This is a genomic window from Dongia sp. P2_B8, assembly GCF_056404715.1.
In genome coordinates this window covers 252150-272865 of record NZ_JBFUDM010000003.1, presented here as the reverse complement: position 1 = coordinate 272865, position 20716 = coordinate 252150, and the positions used below count along the sequence as shown (strand labels likewise).

Below are 20716 nucleotides of genomic sequence, written 5' to 3'. Positions count from 1 at the left end.
GTCAGATGAACTGATGAATCACTAAAACCAGGAAACACTTGGCCCAGGGCCTACTTTACGGGGCAGGGCTGGCCAACGACTTCCTGCCAGCGCGCGCGGAAGCAGGCCCAGGCCGCAGCGCCGTAATCGCTGAACACATCCGTGTCGCTGATCTCGACCTTCATGCCGCGTTGCGGCCCCATGCGGCCGAGGCGCCATTCCTGGTAAGGCTTGGTGCAGATGATGATGGTACGGCCGCGAGCAAAGCCCCAGCGCAGCAATTGCAGCAGCTTCTGCAGATCGGCGCTGTACGGACCAAAAGGTGCTGCTTTGAATTGCGAGGCAAGCTCTGCACTGTGCGCGCTCGCCGGATCGATCTTAATCATGGCTTATGGAACCCCCATCCCAAACACCGACTGGACCAATCCCGCCCAGCGCGGCGTGCCGTTCTACTCATCTGGCCTATTTCCGATGAGCGAAGCCATCATATAGAGCCATGAGCCCCTCTGTCGAGGAATCGGCCGGGCCGCCTTTGCCGGCAAGGAGCGCATTGGCCATCTCTTTGCCGAGCTCGACACCCCATTGATCGAATGGATTGATGCCCCAGATCGTGGCCGCAACGAAGACCTTGTGTTCGTAAAGCGCCACGAGGGCACCCACATGATAGGCATCGAGCACTGGCAGCAGGATCGTGGTTGACGGCCGGTTACCCGGAAAGGTGCGATGCGGCGTGAGTTTGGCGACCGACGCGGCGTCGCGACCGGCAGCCTGCATTTCCTTGGCAACGGCGTCGCCCGACTTGCCGAAAGCGAGGGCTGCCGATTGCGCGAGACCATTGGCCACCAGCATGTGATGCTGATCGGGGAAAGCCGAGCGGTCGCGGGCCACCAGAATGAAATCGCAGGGTACAGCCTCCGACCCTTGATGCAGCATCTGATGGAAGGCATGCTGGCCGTTGGTGCCTGCCTGACCCCAGATCACCGGCGATGTGTTCCAGGTAACAGGCACGCCCTCGCGGGTCACCGACTTGCCGTTGCTCTCCATTTCCAATTGCTGGAGATAGGCCGGCAGGCGCCACAGATCCTGTGCATAGGGCAGGATCGCTTGTGCCCCCATGCCGCAGAAATTGCGGTGCCAGACCTGCAGCAAGCCAAGGATGATTGGAAGATTTTCGGCGGCTGGCGCTTCGAGGAAATGGCGGTCCATGGCAGCTGCCCCCGCCAGCAGGTCGCGGAATTTGTGCGGCCCCACGGCGAGGATGATGGAAAGGCCGATGGCCGACCAAAGCGAATAGCGGCCGCCGACCCAGTCCCAGAAACGGAACATGCGCTTGGGGTCGATGCCGAATTGCTGCACCGCAGCGATATTTGTCGAGACAGCGACGAAATGCCGGTCCACCGCCGCGACGCCAATCTTATCCGCCAGCCACTTTCGCGCCGCGCGCGCATTGGCCATGGTTTCCGCGGTCGTGAAGGTCTTCGAGGCAATGATGAAAAGCGTCTTTTCGGGATCAGCCCGGGAGAGAACCTGATCCAGATGCGCGCCGTCGACATTGGAGACGAAATCGAGCTGGAACTTGCCACCGATATCCGGCCGCAGCGCATCGACGATCAAGGCGGGACCAAGGTCCGACCCGCCAATCCCGATATTGACGATGTGACGGATGCGCTTGCCGGTTGCCCCCTTGAATGCGCCATGGCGGACCTCATCGGCGAAATCGCAGAGGGCGTCGAGTTCCTGTTCGACCAGCGGTGACACATCCTTGCCGTCGATCGCAAATTTCAAGCCCGAACCGTCATAGGCAGCAGGGGCGCGCAGCGCCATATGCAGGGCCGGGCGCTCTTCGGTATTATTGATACGTGCGCCATCGAACAGTTGCTGGCGCGCCGACGCGAGATTGGCCTCGTTGGCAAGGCCGAGCAGCAAGCCCATGGTCACATCGGTGACACCGTTCTTCGAATAATCGAGCACGATATCGCCGAAGCGCGCCGAAAAATTCTTGAAGCGCGCATGATCACTGGCAAAAAGCTGCGCCAGGCTGATGCCGTTCAGCTTCGCATGATGGTCCTTGAGTGCCTTCCAGGCAGGCAATTGCGTTGGATTTGTCATGTCACCACATCCGGTTGAGTACGGCCTGACAGGCGTTTGATGCCGATCAGTTCTTCGGCAAGGCTGATGAGATCGGCCAGTGCCGTCTGGGGCTCCAGGTCAAGGACACCCGTGCGCGGCTCGAAGCGTTCGATATAGAGGCGCAGGGTGGCGCCCTCCGTGCCGGTGCCCGACAAGCGCAATACCAGGCGGCCACCGTCGGCGAAGACCAGGCGCACACCCTGGCGTTCGCTGATCGATCCATCAATCGGGTCCTGATAGCGGAAATCATCGGCAAGCTCGATGCGCCTGCCATTGTGCGCGCGGCCTTGCAGATCAGGAAGACGCTGGCGCAGGGTGTTGACGATCTCGTTGGCGCGGTCGCTATCGACGGCCTCGTAATCATGGCGCGAGTAATAGTGCCGGCCAAAGCGGCGCCAATGGGCATCCATGATTGCCGGCACCGATTTGCCGGTTGCCGCCAGCAGGTCGAGCCAGAAGAGGACAGCCCACAGCCCGTCTTTTTCGCGCACGTGATCGGAGCCGGTGCCGTAGCTTTCCTCGCCGCACAGCGTTACCCGGCCGGCGTCCAGCAGGTTGCCGAAGAATTTCCAGCCGGTCGGTGTCTCGAAACTCTCGATGCCCAGTTCCGCTGCGACCGCGTCGGCGGCCCGGCTGGTCGGCATGGAGCGTGCAACACCCTTGATGCCCTGGGCATAACCCGGGATCAACGTCGCATTGGCAGCGAGGACCGCAAGGCTGTCGCTGGGCGTCACCGCAAGCTTTGCGCCCACGATCATGTTCCGGTCGCCATCACCGTCGGAGGCTGCACCCAATGCCGGCGCATCGGCAGCCCACATCCGCGCCATCAACTCTTCGGCGTGCGCAGGGTTGGGATCCGGATGATGATTGCCGAAATCGGTCTTGGGCACGAAGTTCAGCAAGGATGCAGCCGGCGCTCCCAGGCGCTTCAGCAGGATTTCCTCGGCATAGGGGCCGGTCACCGCATGCATGGCGTCGAACAGGATGCGGTTGCTCTTCAACCATCCGCGCATGCGCTGGAAATCGAACAGGCGCTCCATCAGGGCAGCATAGTCGGCCACGGGATCGACGATTTCGACCGCCATGCCGCCAAGCGATTGCCCGCCCACGCGGTCGAGATCGATGCTGCCGGCAGCATCATCCAGAATGTCGTAGCCGGTGAGTTTTTGCGACCGTGCGAAGATGGCTTCGGTCAGCGCTTCTGGCGCCGGACCACCATTGGCGACATTGTATTTGATGCCGAAATCGCCATCCGGGCCGCCGGGATTATGGCTGGCCGACAGGACGATGCCGCCTTTCAGCCCGCGCTGGCGGATGAGGTTGCTGACCGCAGGCGTCGAGAGAATACCGCCCTTGCCCACCAACACTTTGGCAATGCCATGAGCCGCCGCCAGGCGCAGGATGATGGCGCTGGCTTCGCGATTGAAATAGCGGCCGTCACCACCCAGCGCGATGGTTGTCCCTCTGAGATCGCCGACACCATCGAAGATCGCCTGCACGAAAGTTGCCAGATAATGCGGTTCAGCGAACCGCTTCACCTTCTTGCGCAGACCCGACGTACCGGGCCGCTGGTCTTTAAAAGCTGGGCAGGAAACGTGCTGGACGGTCGGCGCCATCAATTCATCCTTTTCGTGAAGCCATAATTTCAGCGCGCGTTTCCGAGACGGCATTGGCATGCGCGTCGAACCCTTCGTAGCGCGCCAGCACTTCGGCGGCACCGGCGAGGCTCGCATAGCCAACGGGCGTCACATGCGCCACGGTCGCGCGCTTCATGTAGTCAAAGACCGACAAAGGCGACATGGTCTTGGCCCAGCCGCTGGTGGGCAGCACATTGTTGGGGCCGATGACGAAGTTCGCGAGCGTGTTGGAACTGTTCTCGCCCAGCAGGATTTCGCCCGCATTGCGGATATGCCCAAGATGGGCATAGGGCTCCTTGGCATGGATCATCAGATGTTCGGGAGCGTAGTCGTTGACGAAATCATAGGCGCTTTGAATATCCGGGGTAAGCACGATGCCGCCCCGCTCCGATGACAACACCGTCATCGTGTAATCGATCCGCGTCTCGCTCATCTTGCCGAAGAAACCTGGAATGGCTTTCATCGCTATCTCGGCGACCGCGCGCGATGGCGTCACCAGGAAACCCGATGAATCCGGCCCATGCTCGACCTCGACCAGCAGGTCAAGGGCAGCAAGCCGACCGTCGGCCGTGTCATCCGCCAGCACCAGCGCCTCGGACGGACCTGCCAACATGCCGGGATCGATCCGGTCGGCCAGCAATTTCTTGGCGGCAATGAGATAGGGGCTGCCTGGCCCCACGATCTTGAGGCAGCGCGGCACGCTCTGTGTGCCGTAGGCGGCAGCGGCCACGGCTTGGGCACCGCCCACGCGGTAAACTTCCGAAACGCCGGCAAGCTTGGCCGCGATCAAGGTTGCGGCATCGGCACGGCCATCGGGACCGGGCGGCGTCAGCATGACCACGCGCGTCACGCCGGCGACCACGGCCGGGATCGCGGTCATCAGGGCGACCGAGGGAAATGACCCCTTGCCGCGCGGCACATAGCAGGCAACGGAATCAATGGGCGACCAGCGTTCGCCGGCAAAGACCCCGGGCTGCATTTCCTTCAGCCACATTTCCTCGGGCATCTGCGCCTGGTGGAAGCGGCGGATATTGTCGGCGGCGAACTTCAGGGCTGCCATCACCTCAGCCGAGACATGAGCCTCCGCCCAGGCGAAATCCTCTGGCGGCGTCAGGATTTGCGCAAAGTCTTGAGGTGCCCCGTCAAATCGTTGGGCGCAGCGGATGAGGGCGGCATCCCCCGCCGCCGCGACGTCGGCCACAATCGGCCTCACCGCGTCGACAAAACCCTGCAGGTCCTCCTCCGACCGGACCATCAGCCGGGCGCGGGCAGCACTATCCATGCTGGCAAGGTCGTAAAGGCGCACCGTACGGTCGGTCTTGTGCTGGGGGGCGGTCATGTCGGGCGGGTCCGGCTATTCAAGGAAAGGTGCTGGGAAAAACAGCTTAGCCAAGGGATGTATTGGCTTTCCACCCTGAAAGCAATGCAGTGCAGCAAAATGAATGTATCCGGCGCATTTGCCCCAAAAATCAGCAATCCAGGCAAAAAAACGCCCAACCGCAAAGAGGAGGCGGCTGGGCGTTTGGACCGATTTCGGCAGGGGTTCCCTTTCGGGGGGTAGGTCCGTGGGGGTTCACCAAAATCGGTCGACCAGTTTTGCAACGTCAGTCGAACTCGTGGTCAGGTCGTCAGTTAGGTCTGGCAATACGCAGATTTAAAAGACAGGCTCGGGGTCAAAAACAACAGGCTGGGAGAAAAGATCAGACAGTCAGAGAGAATGTCGGCTGCGGGTGCAGACGCGACCGCAAGAGCCGCGACCTCTGCAAGAAGACGTGCAGCTTGGTGCCGCGAGAGCGGTTGAAGGGGCCGATCCAGGCCGGCGCCAACCCCAGGCAAATAACCCACATCACCAGGGTCACCGCCGCGATCGTCATTGAGAAGGTCATATTCCCCCCATATCCACAAAAGGCGCCCACAAAAACGCGCCACGGCCCAACGGGCCGCAGCAGCCGCGTTAATCTGTCGTTAAGGTAGATCGGCGGGCGTCGCGCCGCTGCCGACAAGCCGGTGACGTGCGTGACAAGGCTGTGACCTAAAATTCCCCATTTTATACAAATACTTAGGAGATATCTTGCGGCCTGGGGAAAATACCGCTAGGTGAAGCCCGAACGGTGGATGGGCAAAGTGCCCGCGCGGCCCCAATTTGACCCCCGATGCCCAGGACATGGGCGCGGGTTCAGGCGCGCTGATCCCCCAGGAATTTCAGGACCGCGTTCCATGAGCAAGAGCCAGCCGCGCGTCGGCATCGTCAGCCTGGGCTGCCCCAAGGCATTGGTGGATTCCGAGCGCATCCTCACCCAGTTGCGGGCCGAAGGGTATGATATCTCCGATTCCTATGCCGGGGCCGATGTCGTCATCGTCAACACCTGCGGCTTCCTCGATTCCGCCCGCACCGAAAGTCTGGATGCAATCGGCGAGGCCTTGCACGAGAACGGCAAGGTGATCGTCACTGGTTGCCTGGGCGCCACCCCCGATCTCATCCGCCAGCAGCATCCCAAGGTGCTCTCCATCACCGGTCCGCAGCAATATGAGACCGTGGTCAATGCGGTCCATGACGTGATCGCGCCCAAGCACGACCCGTTCTATGATTTGGTGCCGCCGGCCGGGCTCAAGCTGACGCCGCGCCACTATGCCTATTTGAAGATCTCCGAAGGCTGCAACAACCGCTGCACCTTCTGCATCATCCCGGCGCTGCGCGGCGATCTCGCCTCACGCCCGGCGCGTGAAGTGCTGATCGAGGCCGAGAATCTGGTCAAATCCGGCGTCAAGGAATTGCTGGTCATCAGCCAGGACACCAGTGCCTACGGCGTCGATATCAAATATGCCGAGAGCAAGTATCAGGGCCGCATGGTCAAGGCGAAGTTCCTCGACCTCGCCCGCGAGCTGGGGTCGCTGGGTGCCTGGACGCGCCTCCATTACGTCTATCCCTATCCGCATGTCGACGACGTCATTCCGCTGATGGCCGACGGCGTGGTGCTGCCCTATCTCGACATCCCGTTCCAACATGCCAGCCCCCATATCTTGAAGGCGATGAAGCGCCCGGCACATCAGGAAAAGGTGCTGGACCGGATCAAGAAGTGGCGCGACATCTGCCCCGACCTCACCATCCGCTCGACCTTCATCGTCGGCTTCCCCGGCGAGACCGAAGCCGATTTCGACTTCATGCTGGATTGGCTGGAAGAAGCTGAACTGGACCGGGTCGGCTGCTTTAAATACGAGCCGGTCGACGGCGCCAAGGCCAACGATCTCGGGCTCGAGCCGGTCGATGAGGATGAGAAGCATGATCGCTGGGATCGCTTCATGGAAACCCAGCGCGTCATCAGCGAAAAGCGCATGCAGCGCAAAGTCGGCAAGACCATGGACGTGCTCATCGACGAAGCCGACAAGGTGCAGGCGATCGGCCGGTCCTCAGCAGATGCGCCGGAGATCGACGGCCAGGTATTCGTCGGCAACCTCGGCAAGAAGCGCCTCAAAGCCGGCGACATGGTCAAGGTGAAGATCGACCGCGCCGAGGATTACGATCTGTGGGGCAGCCTGGTCAGCTGATCACTCAGCCAGACCGTTGAGATAGTCGCGCTGGGTCTTGGGCAATTCGATTTTCTGGAGGCCCGCGTCGAACAGCCGCTTGAAGGCAGCACCCTCTGCGTTCTTCTTGAAGCAGACATGCACGGTCATTTCGATAAGTGGCTTCACATTGAATTCAATCTGGTCACGCCGCGGCAGCACGACGACATCAGTCGCAGCATAATATTCCATCACCGCGTGGTCGATCACCGCCAGTGAGAGATGGCCGACCGCCACCTTGCGGAGGTTGTCGAGATCCTCGGTCGCCCCTTCGGTGTGCAGGATTCCGCCGGCCACCAATTGGTCGAACTCCGCGCCGTTGGCATAGCCGTTGACGACGCCGATCGTCCGGTCGGCAAGATCGCTGAGCTTGTCCCAGTGTGCCGGTGCTTCCTTGCGCTGCACGAAGCCCACTTCACTGATGCCGATAGGATCGCTGAAACTGCAGGTCTTGGCGCGTTCTTCAGTCCAATAGGCCGGGAAATAACCGGCATAGTTCGGATCTTCCTGGCCATAGCGCATGGCACGCACCCAGGGCAGAAAGGCAAAGCGCGCGTCGCTGCCATGCTCCTTGGCGATATCGCGGAGGATCTTCGCCGTCATGCCGGATTCCGGCAGATGCGAGGAGACATAGGGCGGCCATTCCAGCGTCGCAAAGCGGATGGCGTCCTGCGCTTGCGCCAACCCTGTCATCACCACAAGAAGAATTCCCGCCGCCAAAAGACTTATGCATGGAGCGCTGACGCTGCCCGAATTCAGGGTCCTTCTTATCAAATATAATCGCATTGCGATGGGCTGCTCCTCATGTTCGACGCGCAGTTTAGCGCAGCAGGCTGGTTTCAAACAGGCTGAAGGACCATGCCCCTCATTGTCAGCCACTACTGCCGTCGTTAGGTTGCTGACAGCCGAGGCGCGGCGCTAGATTCTGCCGATCGAGGGGGACGAGATGGACGAAGCTGAATTCCAACGCAAGAAGGCCGAGATGGAGCCCTGGTACTGGTGGGGCATCCAGACTTTCTTCAAATGCAAATTTGACGAGAATCCGGCCAATTGCGACATCGCCCTGGTTGGCGTCCCGCACTCCTCCGGCAATGGGTCGACGGAACGCGATCAGCATCTGGCGCCGCGCGCCGTGCGCAACGTGTCCGGCTGGTACCGCCGCGGCCATCAGAAATACGGCATCGTGCCGTGGGAATCCGCCCGCATCAATGATCTGGGCGACGTGCCGCTGCCCCACGCCATGGTCAATGATATCTGCGTCAAGGATATCGAAGGTTTCTATAAGCGCCTCGACCGCGCCGGCACACGGCCAGTCTCGATCGGCGGCGATCATGCCATCACTGGCCCCATTCTGAAGGCGCTGGCTGGCAAGGATGCCAACCTCACCGGGGGGCGCAAATGCGCACTCCTCCATTTCGACGCCCATCGTGACGATTACGAACACATCCCGCATTGGCTGGGTGCCGAGCGGTCGGCAGCACATTGGGCCGCCTATACGGTCGCCGAGCAGCATGTCGATCCCGCCCACAGCGTGCAGCTCGGCATGCGTGGCAACCCGATCCGCCCGCGTGCCGACCTCAATTTTAGCAAGCTCGGCTACCGCCTCATCCCGGCCGAGGAATTCTTTGAAATCGGCATCGAAAAGACCATTGAGATCATCCGCGAACGTGTCGGCGACATGCCGCTCTACATTACCTTCGATCTCGACGTGCTCGACCCCGCCGATGCACCGGCCGTCTCCAACCTGGAGCCGCTGCATGAAGGGCTGCGCGCCTCGCAGATCGTCAAGATCTTCCATGGCCTTCGGGGCATGAACATCATCGGCGGCGACATCGTGTGCATGATTCCCACCAAGGACAATCCCAACAACATCACCGCCATGAATGCGATGGCGATCATGTTCGAAATGGTGGCGCTGATCGCCGATCGTATGGAGCAGGCCAAGAAGGGGTAATATTGTTTCGGGACACCCCTTGATTGCCAATCCGGTGGCACCGACAATGCTGCTGGTTGCCCTTCATGAGATGACCATGCTGCGCAAGATTTTCTGGGAAGATCCTTACCTCACACGTCTCGACACAAGAGTCACCACCGTTGCGGGTGATGCGGTGACCTTGGCCGAGACGATCTTCTATGCTTTTTCCGGCGGGCAGGAGAGCGATGCCGGCGCGATCGGCGGCCATCCCGTGCTGGATGCGCGCAAGGATGGCGCCGATATCATCTATACCTTGGCGCCGGATCATAGCCTGCGGGCCGGCGAAGAGGTCAGCGTTGATATCGATTGGGAGCGCCGCTATCGCCTGATGCGCCTCCATTTTGCTGCCGAGATCGTGCTGGAGATCGTCTATCGCGATCTGGGCCCGATCGAAAAGATCGGCGCCCATATCGCTGCCGACAAGGCGCGCATCGATTTCGCGCGTGCAGCACCGGTGACCCCCGAACTGCCAAGGCTGCTGGCCAGCGCCACTGCTGTCATCGAAGCCGACCTGCCCATCACCAGCGCCTTCAGCGATCAGGCCGCCGGGCGTCGTTACTGGCAGGTGCCGGGCTTCGACCCGGTTCCCTGCGGCGGCACGCATCTGAAGCGCACCGGCGAGGTCGGGCCGCTCACCCTCAAGCGCCGCAACATCGGCAAGGGCAAGGAACGGATTGAAATCTTGCTGGAGGCAGTTGCCTAAGCGATCCGCTTTCGATCGGCACCCCGCCTTCCGATCAAACTCTTCCGATCAAACTCTGGGCAACCTTGCCCAGGATTCCGGCAATCACCGGCGGCGGCGGGTCCTGGGCAAGAAAAGATCGTGTCCGGCCTTGCCCTGTTGGTCAGAATTTCATTGCAGATTTGTGATCGCGGTATAGCCTAGCGAACACATTTGCCATGGTCTCCATAGGTTACGCGGGTTTGGGGTCATGGCGGGGATGCAAAAACAATTTGAGATCACCAACCAGGAGGCTTTCGATGAATATGCTTCTTAAGGCCGGCGTCGCCGGTCTTGCCCTTGTTATGGCCAGTGGCTTTGTTGCCGCTGAGGCCAAGACCCCCAAGGACACGCTGGTCATGGCCTGGGTGTTCGACGACATTATTTCGCTGGACCCGGCCGAAATCTACGAGTTCTCGAGCTCGGAATACATGGCCAACACCTATGACCGCCTGATCGTGCTGGATCTCGCCAAGCCCGGCGAACTGAAGCTACAGGCCGCAGAGAGCTGGTCGGTGTCCGACGACGGCAAGGTTTTCACCTTCAAGATCCGCCCCGGCATCAAATTCGTCTCCGGCAATGAGATGACCGCCGAAGATGTCGAGTTTTCGTTTGAGCGCTATGTGCTGCTCGACAAAAACCCGGCCTTTATCCTGACGCAGTTCGGCCTGACCAAGGAGAACGTCAAGGATAAGGTTCGTGTGAAGGATGCCTCGACTGTCGAAGTCGAGCTCGACGCTGCCTATGCCCCCAGCTTCTTCCTGAACTGCCTTTCTTACACGTCGTCCATCGTCGACAAAAAGGAAGTCATGTCCCACGAAGCCAATGGCGATCTGGGCTATGAATGGCTGCGCACCAATTACGCCGGTTCCGGCCCGTTCTTTTTCAAGAGCTGGAAGCCCAACGAATCGCTGGTTCTCGAAGCCAATGAAGGCTATTGGGGCGGCGCGCCGAAGATCAAGCGCGTGCTGGCGAAGAACGTGACCGAAAGCGCCACTCAGCAGCTACTGCTGCAAAAGGGTGACGTCGATATCGCGCGCAACCTGACCGGCGACCAGTTGAAGGCCATTGCCACGGACAAGAATGTCGCCATCCAGGCAACGCCGAAGGCGACGCTCTGGTACATGGGCCTCAACACCAAGAACCCGAACCTCGCCAAGCCCGAAGTGCGCCAGGCGATGAAGTACCTGGTCGACTATGACGGCATTGCCAAGACCTCGTTCAGCGGCATCGGCATCAAGCACCAGACCATCCTGCCGGAAGGCCAGCTCGGCGCTGACAACGAAACGCCGTTCACCTTCAACCTCGCCAAAGCCAAAGAACTGCTGGCCAAGGCCGGCCTGCCCGACGGCTTCAACGTGACCATGGACACCACCAACAAGACCGAGACCCGGGTTCTGTCGGCCTCGATCCAGAACACCATGGCCAAGGCCGGCATCAACATCATCATCAAGATTGCTGATAACAAGACCACACTGACCAAGTACCGTGCCAGCGAGCATGACATCTATATCGGCCAGTGGGGGTCGGATTATCAGGATCCGCATTCCAACGCCGAAGGCTATCTGATGGCCCCGCTCGCCAAGCGCAACGTGTGGCAGCTCGAAGAGAACAAGACCGCCGTTCTCGCCGCCCGCGACGAGAAGGACAGCGGCAAGCGTGCCCAGATGTATATGGACCTCCAGAAATACGCCCTGGAGAACAGCCCCTATATCATCATGTTCCAGCAGGTCGAGAATGCGGCGCTGCAGACCAATGTGAAGGGCTTCGTCATCGGACCGACCTTCGATTCCAATCTCTATGCGAATGTCGTGAAGGAATAAGATACCGCTGATGCGGGATCTGATTTCGACGGGCCATGTAGATGGCCGTCACCTGCACCACCCCGGGCGCAAGCCCGGGGTGGTTTCTTTCCCCTGCGGCCGCTTGCTGTCGCCCGTTTTCAGAAATTTCCCATGCTGTTGAAATCGCGACGCCTGAAGGGCGCCTTGCGCACCTTTACCTCGATCGCCACCACCCTTTTCGGGTTGCTGCTGGTGACCTTCATCATCAGCCGCATGCTGCCGGCCGACCCCGTTCTTGCCATCGTTGGCGACCACGCGACCGATGAATATGTCGCGCGCGTGCGCGAAGAAATGGGCCTCAATCAGCCGATTCTGGTGCAGTTCTGGATCTATATTTCCCATGTGGTCCAAGGTGATCTCGGTCAATCGATCCGCACCAGCCAGCCCATCGCCCAGGAATTGATGACCGTCTTCCCCGCGACGCTGGAACTGGCGACGCTTGGCACCATCATCGGTATCATCCTCGGCATCCCGCTCGGCGTGCTGGCCGCGGTGCGTAAGGACACCATGGTCGATCATCTGGTGCGCTTCTTCGGCCTGGTCGGCTATTCGGTGCCGATCTTCTGGCTAGGCCTCATGGGCCTCCTCGTCTTTTACGCCAAGCTCGACTGGCTGCCCGGACCAGGGCGCCTCGATTTCGGTTATGAGGAAATGGTGACACCCGTGACAGGCCTCATGACCGTCGACACGCTGATCGCCGGCGACATGGATCTCTTCAGGAATGCGCTGGGGCATCTCATCTTGCCGGCAAGCCTCTTGGGTTACTACAGCCTCGCCTATATCAGCCGCATGACGCGCTCCCTGATGCTGGGGCAGCTATCCCAAGAATATATCCTCACGGCCCGGGTCAAAGGTGTGTCCGAAACGCGCATCATCTGGAAGCACGCCATGGGTAACGTGCTGGTGCCGCTCATTACGGTCGTCGCTCTTTCCTACGGCAACCTCCTGGAGGGCTCCGTCCTCACCGAGGCTGTCTTTGCCTGGCGTGGCCTTGGCCTTTACATCACTGATGCCATCTTCGGCCAGGACATGCCGGCCGTCATGGGAGGTACCATCGTCGTGGGCGCGGTCTTCATCATCATCAACGTGCTGACCGACGTGGCCTACCGGCTGCTCGATCCACGTGCAAAATAAAGGAGGGGCGAAATGACCTCTACTGCCCTCCGCTCCTGGCTCCTCAGCGACACACCGGATTCCCGCTTCCAGGCACGCATGGGCCGCTTCTATCTGGGCTGGCTCACCTTCGCCCGGAATCCACTGGCGATGCTGGGCCTTATCATCCTCGTTCTGCTGGTGGTGATGGCGGTCTTTGCGCCCTGGATATCGCCCCACGACCCCCTTTCGGGCGACGACCTGCTTCGACTGTTGCCCCCGAGTTCGGAGTATCTTCTTGGTACCGACGAAGTGGGGCGCGATATCTTCAGTCGCATCGTCTTTGGCGCACGTACGACACTCTACATTGTCGGATTGGTCGCGATCACGGCGGCGCCGATCGGCCTGCTGATCGGCACGACCGCAGGTTATGTCGGCGGCTGGGTTGAAACGACCCTGATGCGCCTCACGGACGCCTTCCTCGCTTACCCGAAGCTGATCCTGGCCCTCGCCTTTGCGGCGGCTCTGGGCGCGGGCGTGGAGAATGCAGTCCTTGCAATTGCCCTCACCTCCTGGCCGCCCTATGCACGCATCGCCCGCGCCGAAACGCTGACCGTGCGTAACAGCGATTATGTCGCTGCTGCCCGCATGACCGGCGCCGGGTCCCTGCGTATCCTCTTTGGGCACATCATGCCGATGTGCATCCCCTCGCTCATCGTGCGCGTCTCGCTCGACATGGCAGGCATCATTCTGACCGCCGCCGGCCTCGGCTTCCTGGGCCTTGGCGTGGCACCGCCGCAACCGGAATGGGGCTCGATGGTGGCGGAAGGCCGCTCGCAGATTCTCGAACAATGGTGGGTGTGCACCTATCCCGGCATCGCCATCTGCATTGTCAGCCTCGGCTTCAACCTCATCGGCGACGGTTTGCGCGACGTCCTCGACCCGCGCGGTAAGTGAGATGGCTATGACCGAGACACCGATCCTCGACGTCCAGAACCTCAATATCCGCTTCGACACGCCGAAGGGCGAGTTCCATGCGGTGAAGGATGTCAGCTTCACCATGGGCCGCGAGAAGCTCGCCATCGTCGGCGAATCCGGTTCTGGCAAGACACAGACCGGCCGCGCCATTCTGGGCCTCACGCAAGGCCGCATCACCGCCGACCGCATGACCTTTCATGGCAGCAACCTCCTTGGCCTCAGCCCCAAGGCCTGGCGCGAGATCCGCGGCCGGCGCATCGCCATGGTGATGCAGGATCCGAAATATTCCCTCAATCCGGTGATGAGCATCGGTGATCAGTTGATCGAGGCCGGCCAGCGCCACACTGGCAATATCAGCCCACGCCAGCGAGGGCTGGAGATGCTGGAAGCCGTCAAGATCCGCGATCCCTTGCGGGTATTCCGCGCCTGGCCGCATGAATTGTCCGGCGGCATGGGGCAGCGCGCCATGATCGCCATGATGCTGATGGCGGAACCGGAATTGCTGATCGCCGACGAGCCCACCTCGGCACTCGACGTCACGGTGCGGCTGCAGGTTCTGGCGATCCTTGATGATCTGGTGAAGACACGCAATATGGGCCTCATCTTCATCAGCCATGACCTCAACCTGGTGCGCACCTTCGCCGACCGGGTGCTGATCATGTATGGCGGCCGCGTCGTTGAGGAACTGCCGGCGCGCGATCTCTATTCGGCGACCCATCCCTATACCCGCGGCCTGCTCGCCTGTGCGCCGGAAGTGGACAAGCCGGAGAAGCGCCTGGCGACGCTGACGCGTGACCCGGCTTGGGCCGACGCACCGGCAAAACGCGTGGGAGGTCGCCCATGACCCGCGCAACCATGATCGATATCGAAAACCTGTCCGTCGTCTTCGGCGATGGTGGCGACCTGGTGCGCGCCGTCGACAAGGTCAGCCTGCAAGTCGAAGCCGGGGAAAGTTTCGGCCTGGTGGGAGAATCCGGTTCCGGCAAATCGACCATCCTGCGTGCCGTTGCTGGACTGGTCGACGGCTGGAGCGGCAATATCAGCATCGACGGCAAGAAGTTGGGACGCAAACGCGACCGCAGCTTCTACGCCCAGGTGCAGATGGTGTTCCAGGATCCATTCGGGTCGCTCCATCCCAAGCACACGATCGACCGGATCTTGAGCGAACCGCTGATCGTCCACAGCCTCGATAACCGCGAGGCCCGCGTTCGGGCAGCCCTGGACCAGGTGCAGCTTGGCCCCAGCTTCCGCTTCCGCTATCCGCACCAATTGTCCGGCGGCCAGCGCCAGCGCATCGCCATCGCCCGCGCCCTCATCCTCAATCCACGCATCATCCTGCTGGACGAGCCCACCTCGGCGCTCGATGTCTCCATCCAGGCCGAAATCCTCAATCTCCTCGATGATATCCGCACCCAGTTGGGGGTGACCTACCTGCTGGTCAGCCACGATCTCGGCGTGGTCGCCCACATGTGCAACCGCTTTGCCGTCATGCGGCAGGGCAGCCTGGTCGAGGTGGCCCAAAGCGCCCATTTGGGCACCGGGGCGCTCGGCCACGCCTATTCGCGCCAATTGCTGCTGGCCAGCAAGGGCTATGACCGGGCTTTGGTGGACACCTTCGCGGATCTGTGATTTCAGCACAAATACATATATATCAAATACTTATATGAAAAGCGCCAGAACTGCGCGCCAGCCCCGTCTGGAATGAGCTTGAACGGGTGCGTGACCTGCTTTATTTCATGGCGCCATCTGCAATCATCCCAGCATGATTCCGGCGCGCAAGCCTTTATGGAGCGCCTGGATGTCGTGCGGATTGCCCCACTGATATCGTTTTGCCACTGATATCCTTTTGAAAGAGAACCATGTCGAAAGAAGACGTCATCACCTTTGACGGGACCGTCACTGAGATGCTGCCGGATCTGCGTTACGTGGTGCAGCTCGATAACGGGCACCAGACGCTGGCCTATACCTCCGGCAAGATGCGCAAGAACCGCATCCGCATCCTGGAAGGCGACCGGGTCACGGTCGAAATGACCCCCTATGATCTGACCAAGGGCCGCATCACCTTCCGCTTCAAGGACGAACGCGCCAACACCGGCAGCGCCCCGCGCCCGGCCCCGTTCAAGCGTCGCCACTAAGCCCCGCGCCACTCATGTGGCGCCATTAAGGTTGTTCCGGTAATCCCGGCCGGCGGCCCATCTTTCCGGATCGGGCGCTGGCCGGTTTCAATCCCCGCGCCTTGAGAGCAGCCCAAGCCTCGGCGCCGGTATCGACGATATCGAAGATCCCGAGATCCGCGGCCTCAATGAGGCCGCTGTCGATCATGGCGTCGAAATTGATGACGCTGTTCCAATAATCCTTGCCGACCAGCACCACCGGCGTCGTGGTGACCTTGCGCGTCTGCTGCAGGGTCAGGATCTCGAACAATTCGTCCATCGTGCCGAAGCCGCCTGGAAACACCGCCAAGGCCCGGGCGCGCATGGCCAGGTGCATCTTGCGCATCGCAAAATAATGGAAGCGGAAGGTAAGGTCGGGCGTCGAATAGGCGTTGGGCTCCTGCTCGCCGGGCAGCGTGATGTTGAAGCCGATCGACGGCGCCCCCGCCTCATGGGCGCCACGGTTGGCCGCTTCCATGATGCCGGGGCCGCCACCGGTCGCGATCACATTGTCGCGCTGGCCATGAACCGGCTTGAGGGCACCGCCCTCTTCCGACACCAGCCGGGCAAAGGCGCGCGCTTCTTCGTAATAACGCATCCAAGCGCCTAGCTTCTCCGCCCGTTCCCGCCCTTCCGGCGGGGCAGCGGCGATCCGGATCGCCGCCAATTCCGGCGAGGGAATGCGCGCCGAGCCAAACACGATGATGGTCGACCGCACGCCCCAATCCTGCAGGATCATGTCCGCTTTGTAATACTCCAGCGCAAAGCGCAGCCCGCGCAGTTCTTCGCGGTTGGCAATGAAGTCGATGTCCTGGGCCGGCAGCGTGTAGGAAGGGGCGTTGCGCTGCTGGGCGTTGTCGGGCTTGGAACTGCCGGGCTTTGGCGTATCGGTCATGCGCATTGCTTTCATCGAGGTGACGCGAAATGATAAAAGGAGCTGGCTCACCCCTGTTCAAGAAGAATTTGCCATGGACACCCCCGAACCGAAACAGTTGATCGCAGAGATGCTGGCGCGGGTGGCTGCCGGATTGCCGGCCCATGAGCATGTGCCGCATTTGCGGCGCTGGCTGGATTTCAACAATCATCGCTTCGGCCCAGTCATGCGGGCACCGCTCGACCGGGCGCATGTCGCGATCATGGACGCGGCAGACCATGCCGGCAGGCTGACGCATGGAAGCCGCAATGGTGGCGAGAATCTCACAGCCTGGTGGCTGCAGCGGCAACGGGAGATTGCGCCGAAGACCGGCATCGGACGCTATTGCGAAGATCGGGGGATCTATGATCACCCGGATGAGCCGCGGGAAGAGAATCCCCGCAAGATCCACCACGCCATCGACATCTTTGAGCCGGCCGGGACGGACATCTTCGCGCCCTATCCAGCCACGGTCGAAACCGTGGGCAACGATACCAGCCGGCACGGCTTCGGCGGCATCGTGGTGCTGCGCCACGAGACCGACGACGGCGTGCCGTTCTGGACGCTCTATGGCCATTTGGCGCCTGGCAGCATCAAAGGGATGAAGCCCGGACAGCACATCGCCAAGGGTGATGTCCTTGGCACGCTGGCACCACCTGCCGAGAATGGCGACTGGCCGCCGCATCTCCATTTCCAGCTGATGACGCATCTCATGGGCTGGCATGTCCTCGATATCATCGGCATCAGTTGGGCAAGCCAGTGGGAGCTGTGGCGCGAGATCTGTCCCGACCCCAACATCATTCTGGGCATCGAGGCCGATTGCGCGGCACCCGTGATGCGCACCAAGGAACAGCTGCTGGCCGAACGGCGGCGGCACCTCGCTCCCTCCTTCAGCCTGGCCTATGACTCGCCGCTCAAGATCGTGCGCGGTGCTGGCTGCCATCTTTATGACGAGACTGGCCGCACCTATCTCGACATGGTCAACAATGTTGCGCATGTCGGCCATAGCCATCCGCGTGTCGTTGCAGCAGCGACGCGGCAGATGGGCGCGCTCAACACCAACAGCCGCTATCTCCACGACCATCTCACCACTTATATCCGGCGCTTGTGCGAAATCCTGCCGCCGGAATTGTCGGTCATTTACCTCACGAATTCAGGCAGCGAGGCCAATGATCTTGCCTTGCGCCTGGCTCACGCTCATACCAAGGCGCGCGACGTGGTGGTGGTCGATCATGGCTATCACGGCCATCTCTCCAGCCTCATCGACATCAGTCCCTATAAATTCGATGGCAAGGGCGGCGAAGGGCGGCCGGGCCATACCTGGGTCGCCGAAATGCCCGACCCCTATCGCGGCCGGGTGAGGAAGGGTGATAAGGATGTCGGCCCGGCCTATGCCGACAGCGTCTCCACCCTGGTCATGGACATGGTGGCGCTGGGCCGGAAGCCGATGGCCTTCATCGCGGAGGGGGTCCAGGGCTGCGGTGGACAGATCCCCTTCCCTCACGGCTATCTCGCCAGTGTCTACAGCCATGTGCGGCGCGAGGGTGGCCTCTGTATCGCCGACGAGGTCCAGGTCGGCTTCGGCCGTGTCGGCACCCATTGGTGGGCGTTCGAGACGCAAGGTGTCGTCCCCGACATCGTCACCATGGGCAAGCCGATCGGTGCCGGCCACCCGCTGGCCGCGGTCGCAACCACCCCGCAGATCGCCGCGTCCTTTGCCAATGGCATGGAATATTTCAACACTTTCGGCGGCAATCCGGTCTCGGCCGCCATCGGCCTTGCCGTCCTCGACATCATCCGCGACGAGCGCCTGCTCCACAATGCAAGGGCGCGGGGTGTGCAGCTGATGGACGGGTTGCGGCTGCTTTCGACCCGCCACCGGGTGATCGGCGATGTCCGCGGCCTTGGGCTCTTCATCGGGGCGGAATTCGTCAAGGACCGGGAGACGCTGCAGCCCGCCGCCGCCGCCCTCAAAGCCACGATCGAGGCCATGAAAGGGGCGGGCGTGTTGCTATCCGCCGAGGGACCACATAACAATGTGCTGAAGATCAAGCCGCCGCTGGTCATCACCGCGGACGATTGCGCACATTTCCTCTCATCGCTGGATCGGGTCTTGAGCGATCTCGGCCTTTAAAGGTGCCCCAATGACCTTTCCGATCGACAGCTACTCATCCTTCGGCGAGGACCGGCTGATCCAGAAGTTTCTGGCCAAGCTGCCGGTCGGCTTCTATGTCGACGTCGGCGCCCACGCGCCGATCGACTATTCCAACACATATGCGCTCTACCAGCGCGGCTGGCGGGGTATTGCCATTGATCCCGATCCCGACGCCATTTCCGCTTTCCAGGCCACGCGGCCCGAAGACACGGCCCTGCAGATCGCCATCGGCAGCAAACCTGGCAAGGTCAGGCTCCATCTCTTCAACGATCGTTCGATGAATACGGTCGATGAGGCCCTCTACAAGAAGACACTTACCAATCCGAGGAAGCGGCACCTCGGCGATATCGACGTCGAGCGGAAGACCCTCGCCGACGTGCTGGCCGAGCATGTTCCCGCCGGCCGCACGGTTGATTTCATGAATGTCGATTGCGAGGGTGTCGATCTCGACGTGCTCCGCTCCAACGATTGGGCGCGCTTCCATCCGAAGCTGCTGGCGGTCGAAGATCTGGACCTTGATCTGGAACGCGTGGTGGAGAGCAAGATCTTCCGCTACCTGCGCCCGCTCGGCTACCGGCTCGTCTCACATCTTCATTACACGTCGATCTACCGGCTGAGCTAGGCCTTGGGCGCTTCGCCAGCCTGGTACCGCGCCCAGCGAAATCGGGCGATGCGGTAGGCATCCATGATCGAGACGGCATAAACTAGCAGGCCGCCGGAGAGACGCCCAAGCAGGCTCAATTCCGCCGGCGTGATCTTCCAGGTGATAAAGCCCAGGATGAACATGAACCAGGCGAACATCATGCCGCGCTGGATATTGCCGGCGGCCCAATGACCACTGCCCGGCGCCACCACGGCGATCAGCATCACCAGATAAGGATGAATGGGCGGCTTCATCGGACAGTCTCCACGGCTGGGCTGGTGCGCAGAGTATCGGCCAGTGCCAGCGCGCGGTCGAGAAGATCCGTCACCATCTCGCGCGGAACAACCACCGGGCCAAACAGGGACTGCCGCAGCACAAGATATTCGGCCCGTGACGCCTGTGCCGCCTGCCGCACCAGCCGGACGCCCTTGGGTGTCACCAGCAGTTCCTTGACCCGCTCATCGTCGAATACCCGGATATGGCGGTCCAGCAGCGCCTGCGGCGGCACGACATCCGGATTGTCGCTCTTGATGGTGAGATGTTCCGGCCAGCCCGGGGGCAGCGGCAGGACATGATCGAAACTGTTGGAGGGTGCATAGAATTCCACATTATGAGCGCGCGCCAGGATATCGCAGCTGCCGGCATAAGGGACATCGGCCAGCACCGTCACCCGCAGCCAGAGCGAAGGCAGCTTGCGCACCGCAAGATTGTCCAGCACCGCATCGATCGTGACTTTGTGGCCGCGATAGAGGCCCCGCAGCTTGGGATAGTTCAAAGGCGCCCGGGTGAGCTCCGACTCGCTCAGCAAGCCCCGAAGATTATCGAACAGCATGGCGCGCTCGGCTTCAAAGCGCCGCCGGTCGCGGCGATAGATCCAGATCAGGGCGCCGACCGCCACCAGGATCGCCGCCAGTATTTCATAACGCATGGTC

Annotated in this window: 19 protein-coding genes; 11 read left to right on the top strand and 8 right to left on the bottom strand. The window is 61.3% G+C overall.

Annotated elements, in window-relative coordinates:
* Positions 1-50: 50 nt before the first annotated feature.
* The 4 genes from AC1DWZ_RS08885 to hisD all read right to left on the bottom strand — a co-directional run bounded on the left by AC1DWZ_RS08885 (position 51) and on the right by hisD (position 5085).
* The gene (locus AC1DWZ_RS08885; RefSeq protein WP_477168522.1) at positions 51-365 is read right to left on the bottom strand and encodes a N,N-dimethylformamidase alpha subunit family protein; all 315 of its coding nucleotides are present in this window, start codon (positions 363-365) and stop codon (positions 51-53) included.
* Between the two features lie 76 nt (positions 366-441).
* On the bottom strand, positions 442-2088 hold the full coding sequence (gene pgi, locus AC1DWZ_RS08880) for a glucose-6-phosphate isomerase (RefSeq protein ID WP_477168521.1): 1647 nt from the start codon (positions 2086-2088) through the stop codon (positions 442-444).
* Positions 2085-3725, bottom strand: coding sequence for an alpha-D-glucose phosphate-specific phosphoglucomutase (locus tag AC1DWZ_RS08875; RefSeq protein ID WP_477168520.1), 1641 nt, complete (start codon positions 3723-3725; stop codon positions 2085-2087). The genes pgi and AC1DWZ_RS08875 overlap by 4 nt, the downstream gene beginning before the upstream one ends.
* A 4-nt stretch (positions 3726-3729) precedes the next feature.
* The gene (hisD, locus tag AC1DWZ_RS08870; protein ID WP_477168519.1) at positions 3730-5085 is read right to left on the bottom strand and encodes a histidinol dehydrogenase; all 1356 of its coding nucleotides are present in this window, start codon (positions 5083-5085) and stop codon (positions 3730-3732) included.
* A gap of 878 nt (positions 5086-5963) precedes the next feature.
* Between hisD and rimO the strand changes: the two genes are divergently transcribed.
* Entirely contained in the window at positions 5964-7292 is a 1329-nt protein-coding gene (gene rimO / locus AC1DWZ_RS08865; RefSeq protein ID WP_477168518.1) for a 30S ribosomal protein S12 methylthiotransferase RimO, read from the top strand.
* Here rimO and AC1DWZ_RS08860 read toward each other — a convergent pair whose 3' ends face one another.
* Entirely contained in the window at positions 7293-8006 is a 714-nt protein-coding gene (locus AC1DWZ_RS08860; protein WP_477168517.1) for a substrate-binding periplasmic protein, read from the bottom strand.
* Between the two features lie 250 nt (positions 8007-8256).
* Between AC1DWZ_RS08860 and AC1DWZ_RS08855 the strand changes: the two genes are divergently transcribed.
* From AC1DWZ_RS08855 to infA, 8 genes are all read left to right on the top strand, one after another.
* A complete protein-coding gene (locus AC1DWZ_RS08855) occupies positions 8257-9264 on the top strand; it encodes an arginase family protein (RefSeq protein ID WP_477168516.1) in 1008 nt (335 codons plus the stop codon).
* A gap of 19 nt (positions 9265-9283) precedes the next feature.
* On the top strand, positions 9284-9988 hold the full coding sequence (locus AC1DWZ_RS08850; protein ID WP_477168515.1) for an alanyl-tRNA editing protein: 705 nt from the start codon (positions 9284-9286) through the stop codon (positions 9986-9988).
* Positions 9989-10266: 278 nt separating this feature from the next.
* Entirely contained in the window at positions 10267-11829 is a 1563-nt protein-coding gene (locus AC1DWZ_RS08845) for an ABC transporter substrate-binding protein (RefSeq protein ID WP_477168514.1), read from the top strand.
* Between the two features lie 132 nt (positions 11830-11961).
* On the top strand, positions 11962-12984 hold the full coding sequence (locus AC1DWZ_RS08840) for an ABC transporter permease (protein ID WP_477168513.1): 1023 nt from the start codon (positions 11962-11964) through the stop codon (positions 12982-12984).
* Positions 12985-12996: 12 nt separating this feature from the next.
* The gene (locus AC1DWZ_RS08835) at positions 12997-13899 is read left to right on the top strand and encodes an ABC transporter permease (protein ID WP_477168512.1); all 903 of its coding nucleotides are present in this window, start codon (positions 12997-12999) and stop codon (positions 13897-13899) included.
* A gap of 7 nt (positions 13900-13906) precedes the next feature.
* Positions 13907-14764, top strand: a complete 858-nt coding sequence (locus tag AC1DWZ_RS08830; protein ID WP_477168511.1) for an ABC transporter ATP-binding protein — start codon at positions 13907-13909, stop codon at positions 14762-14764.
* Positions 14761-15549, top strand: a complete 789-nt coding sequence (locus tag AC1DWZ_RS08825; RefSeq protein ID WP_477168510.1) for an ABC transporter ATP-binding protein — start codon at positions 14761-14763, stop codon at positions 15547-15549. Before AC1DWZ_RS08830 ends, AC1DWZ_RS08825 begins: the two co-directional genes overlap by 4 nt.
* Before the next feature lie 230 nt (positions 15550-15779).
* Entirely contained in the window at positions 15780-16055 is a 276-nt protein-coding gene (gene infA, locus AC1DWZ_RS08820; RefSeq protein ID WP_477168509.1) for a translation initiation factor IF-1, read from the top strand.
* Positions 16056-16080: 25 nt separating this feature from the next.
* Here infA and AC1DWZ_RS08815 read toward each other — a convergent pair whose 3' ends face one another.
* The gene (locus AC1DWZ_RS08815; protein ID WP_477168508.1) at positions 16081-16968 is read right to left on the bottom strand and encodes an LOG family protein; all 888 of its coding nucleotides are present in this window, start codon (positions 16966-16968) and stop codon (positions 16081-16083) included.
* A gap of 73 nt (positions 16969-17041) precedes the next feature.
* On the opposite strand from AC1DWZ_RS08815, the gene AC1DWZ_RS08810 reads away from it, so the two are divergent.
* A complete protein-coding gene (locus tag AC1DWZ_RS08810; RefSeq protein WP_477168507.1) occupies positions 17042-19120 on the top strand; it encodes an aminotransferase class III-fold pyridoxal phosphate-dependent enzyme in 2079 nt (692 codons plus the stop codon).
* Positions 19121-19130: 10 nt separating this feature from the next.
* The gene (locus tag AC1DWZ_RS08805; protein WP_477168506.1) at positions 19131-19763 is read left to right on the top strand and encodes an FkbM family methyltransferase; all 633 of its coding nucleotides are present in this window, start codon (positions 19131-19133) and stop codon (positions 19761-19763) included.
* Here AC1DWZ_RS08805 and AC1DWZ_RS08800 read toward each other — a convergent pair.
* Entirely contained in the window at positions 19760-20038 is a 279-nt protein-coding gene (locus AC1DWZ_RS08800; RefSeq protein ID WP_477168505.1) for a hypothetical protein, read from the bottom strand. The genes AC1DWZ_RS08805 and AC1DWZ_RS08800 overlap by 4 nt on opposite strands.
* Entirely contained in the window at positions 20035-20712 is a 678-nt protein-coding gene (locus AC1DWZ_RS08795) for a hypothetical protein (protein ID WP_477168504.1), read from the bottom strand. Before AC1DWZ_RS08795 ends, AC1DWZ_RS08800 begins: the two co-directional genes overlap by 4 nt.
* Positions 20713-20716: the final 4 nt, after the last annotated feature.

What these genes read in the sequence shown, in the direction of transcription:
- AC1DWZ_RS08805 (WP_477168506.1), top strand. Translation starts at nt 19,131, where the DNA reads ATGACCTTTCCGATCGACAGCTACTCATCCTTCGGCGAGGACCGGCTG.
- AC1DWZ_RS08840 (WP_477168513.1), top strand. Translation starts at nt 11,962, where the DNA reads ATGCTGTTGAAATCGCGACGCCTGAAGGGCGCCTTGCGCACCTTTACC.
- AC1DWZ_RS08800 (WP_477168505.1), bottom strand. Translation starts at nt 20,038, where the DNA reads ATGAAGCCGCCCATTCATCCTTATCTGGTGATGCTGATCGCCGTGGTG.
- AC1DWZ_RS08875 (WP_477168520.1), bottom strand. Translation starts at nt 3,725, where the DNA reads ATGGCGCCGACCGTCCAGCACGTTTCCTGCCCAGCTTTTAAAGACCAG.
- AC1DWZ_RS08810 (WP_477168507.1), top strand. Translation starts at nt 17,042, where the DNA reads ATGGACACCCCCGAACCGAAACAGTTGATCGCAGAGATGCTGGCGCGG.
- pgi (WP_477168521.1), bottom strand. Translation starts at nt 2,088, where the DNA reads ATGACAAATCCAACGCAATTGCCTGCCTGGAAGGCACTCAAGGACCAT.
- AC1DWZ_RS08845 (WP_477168514.1), top strand. Translation starts at nt 10,267, where the DNA reads ATGAATATGCTTCTTAAGGCCGGCGTCGCCGGTCTTGCCCTTGTTATG.
- hisD (WP_477168519.1), bottom strand. Translation starts at nt 5,085, where the DNA reads ATGACCGCCCCCCAGCACAAGACCGACCGTACGGTGCGCCTTTACGAC.
- infA (WP_477168509.1), top strand. Translation starts at nt 15,780, where the DNA reads ATGTCGAAAGAAGACGTCATCACCTTTGACGGGACCGTCACTGAGATG.
- AC1DWZ_RS08830 (WP_477168511.1), top strand. Translation starts at nt 13,907, where the DNA reads ATGACCGAGACACCGATCCTCGACGTCCAGAACCTCAATATCCGCTTC.
- AC1DWZ_RS08855 (WP_477168516.1), top strand. Translation starts at nt 8,257, where the DNA reads ATGGACGAAGCTGAATTCCAACGCAAGAAGGCCGAGATGGAGCCCTGG.
- AC1DWZ_RS08835 (WP_477168512.1), top strand. Translation starts at nt 12,997, where the DNA reads ATGACCTCTACTGCCCTCCGCTCCTGGCTCCTCAGCGACACACCGGAT.
- AC1DWZ_RS08815 (WP_477168508.1), bottom strand. Translation starts at nt 16,968, where the DNA reads ATGACCGATACGCCAAAGCCCGGCAGTTCCAAGCCCGACAACGCCCAG.
- AC1DWZ_RS08885 (WP_477168522.1), bottom strand. Translation starts at nt 365, where the DNA reads ATGATTAAGATCGATCCGGCGAGCGCGCACAGTGCAGAGCTTGCCTCG.
- AC1DWZ_RS08825 (WP_477168510.1), top strand. Translation starts at nt 14,761, where the DNA reads ATGACCCGCGCAACCATGATCGATATCGAAAACCTGTCCGTCGTCTTC.
- rimO (WP_477168518.1), top strand. Translation starts at nt 5,964, where the DNA reads ATGAGCAAGAGCCAGCCGCGCGTCGGCATCGTCAGCCTGGGCTGCCCC.
- AC1DWZ_RS08795 (WP_477168504.1), bottom strand. Translation starts at nt 20,712, where the DNA reads ATGCGTTATGAAATACTGGCGGCGATCCTGGTGGCGGTCGGCGCCCTG.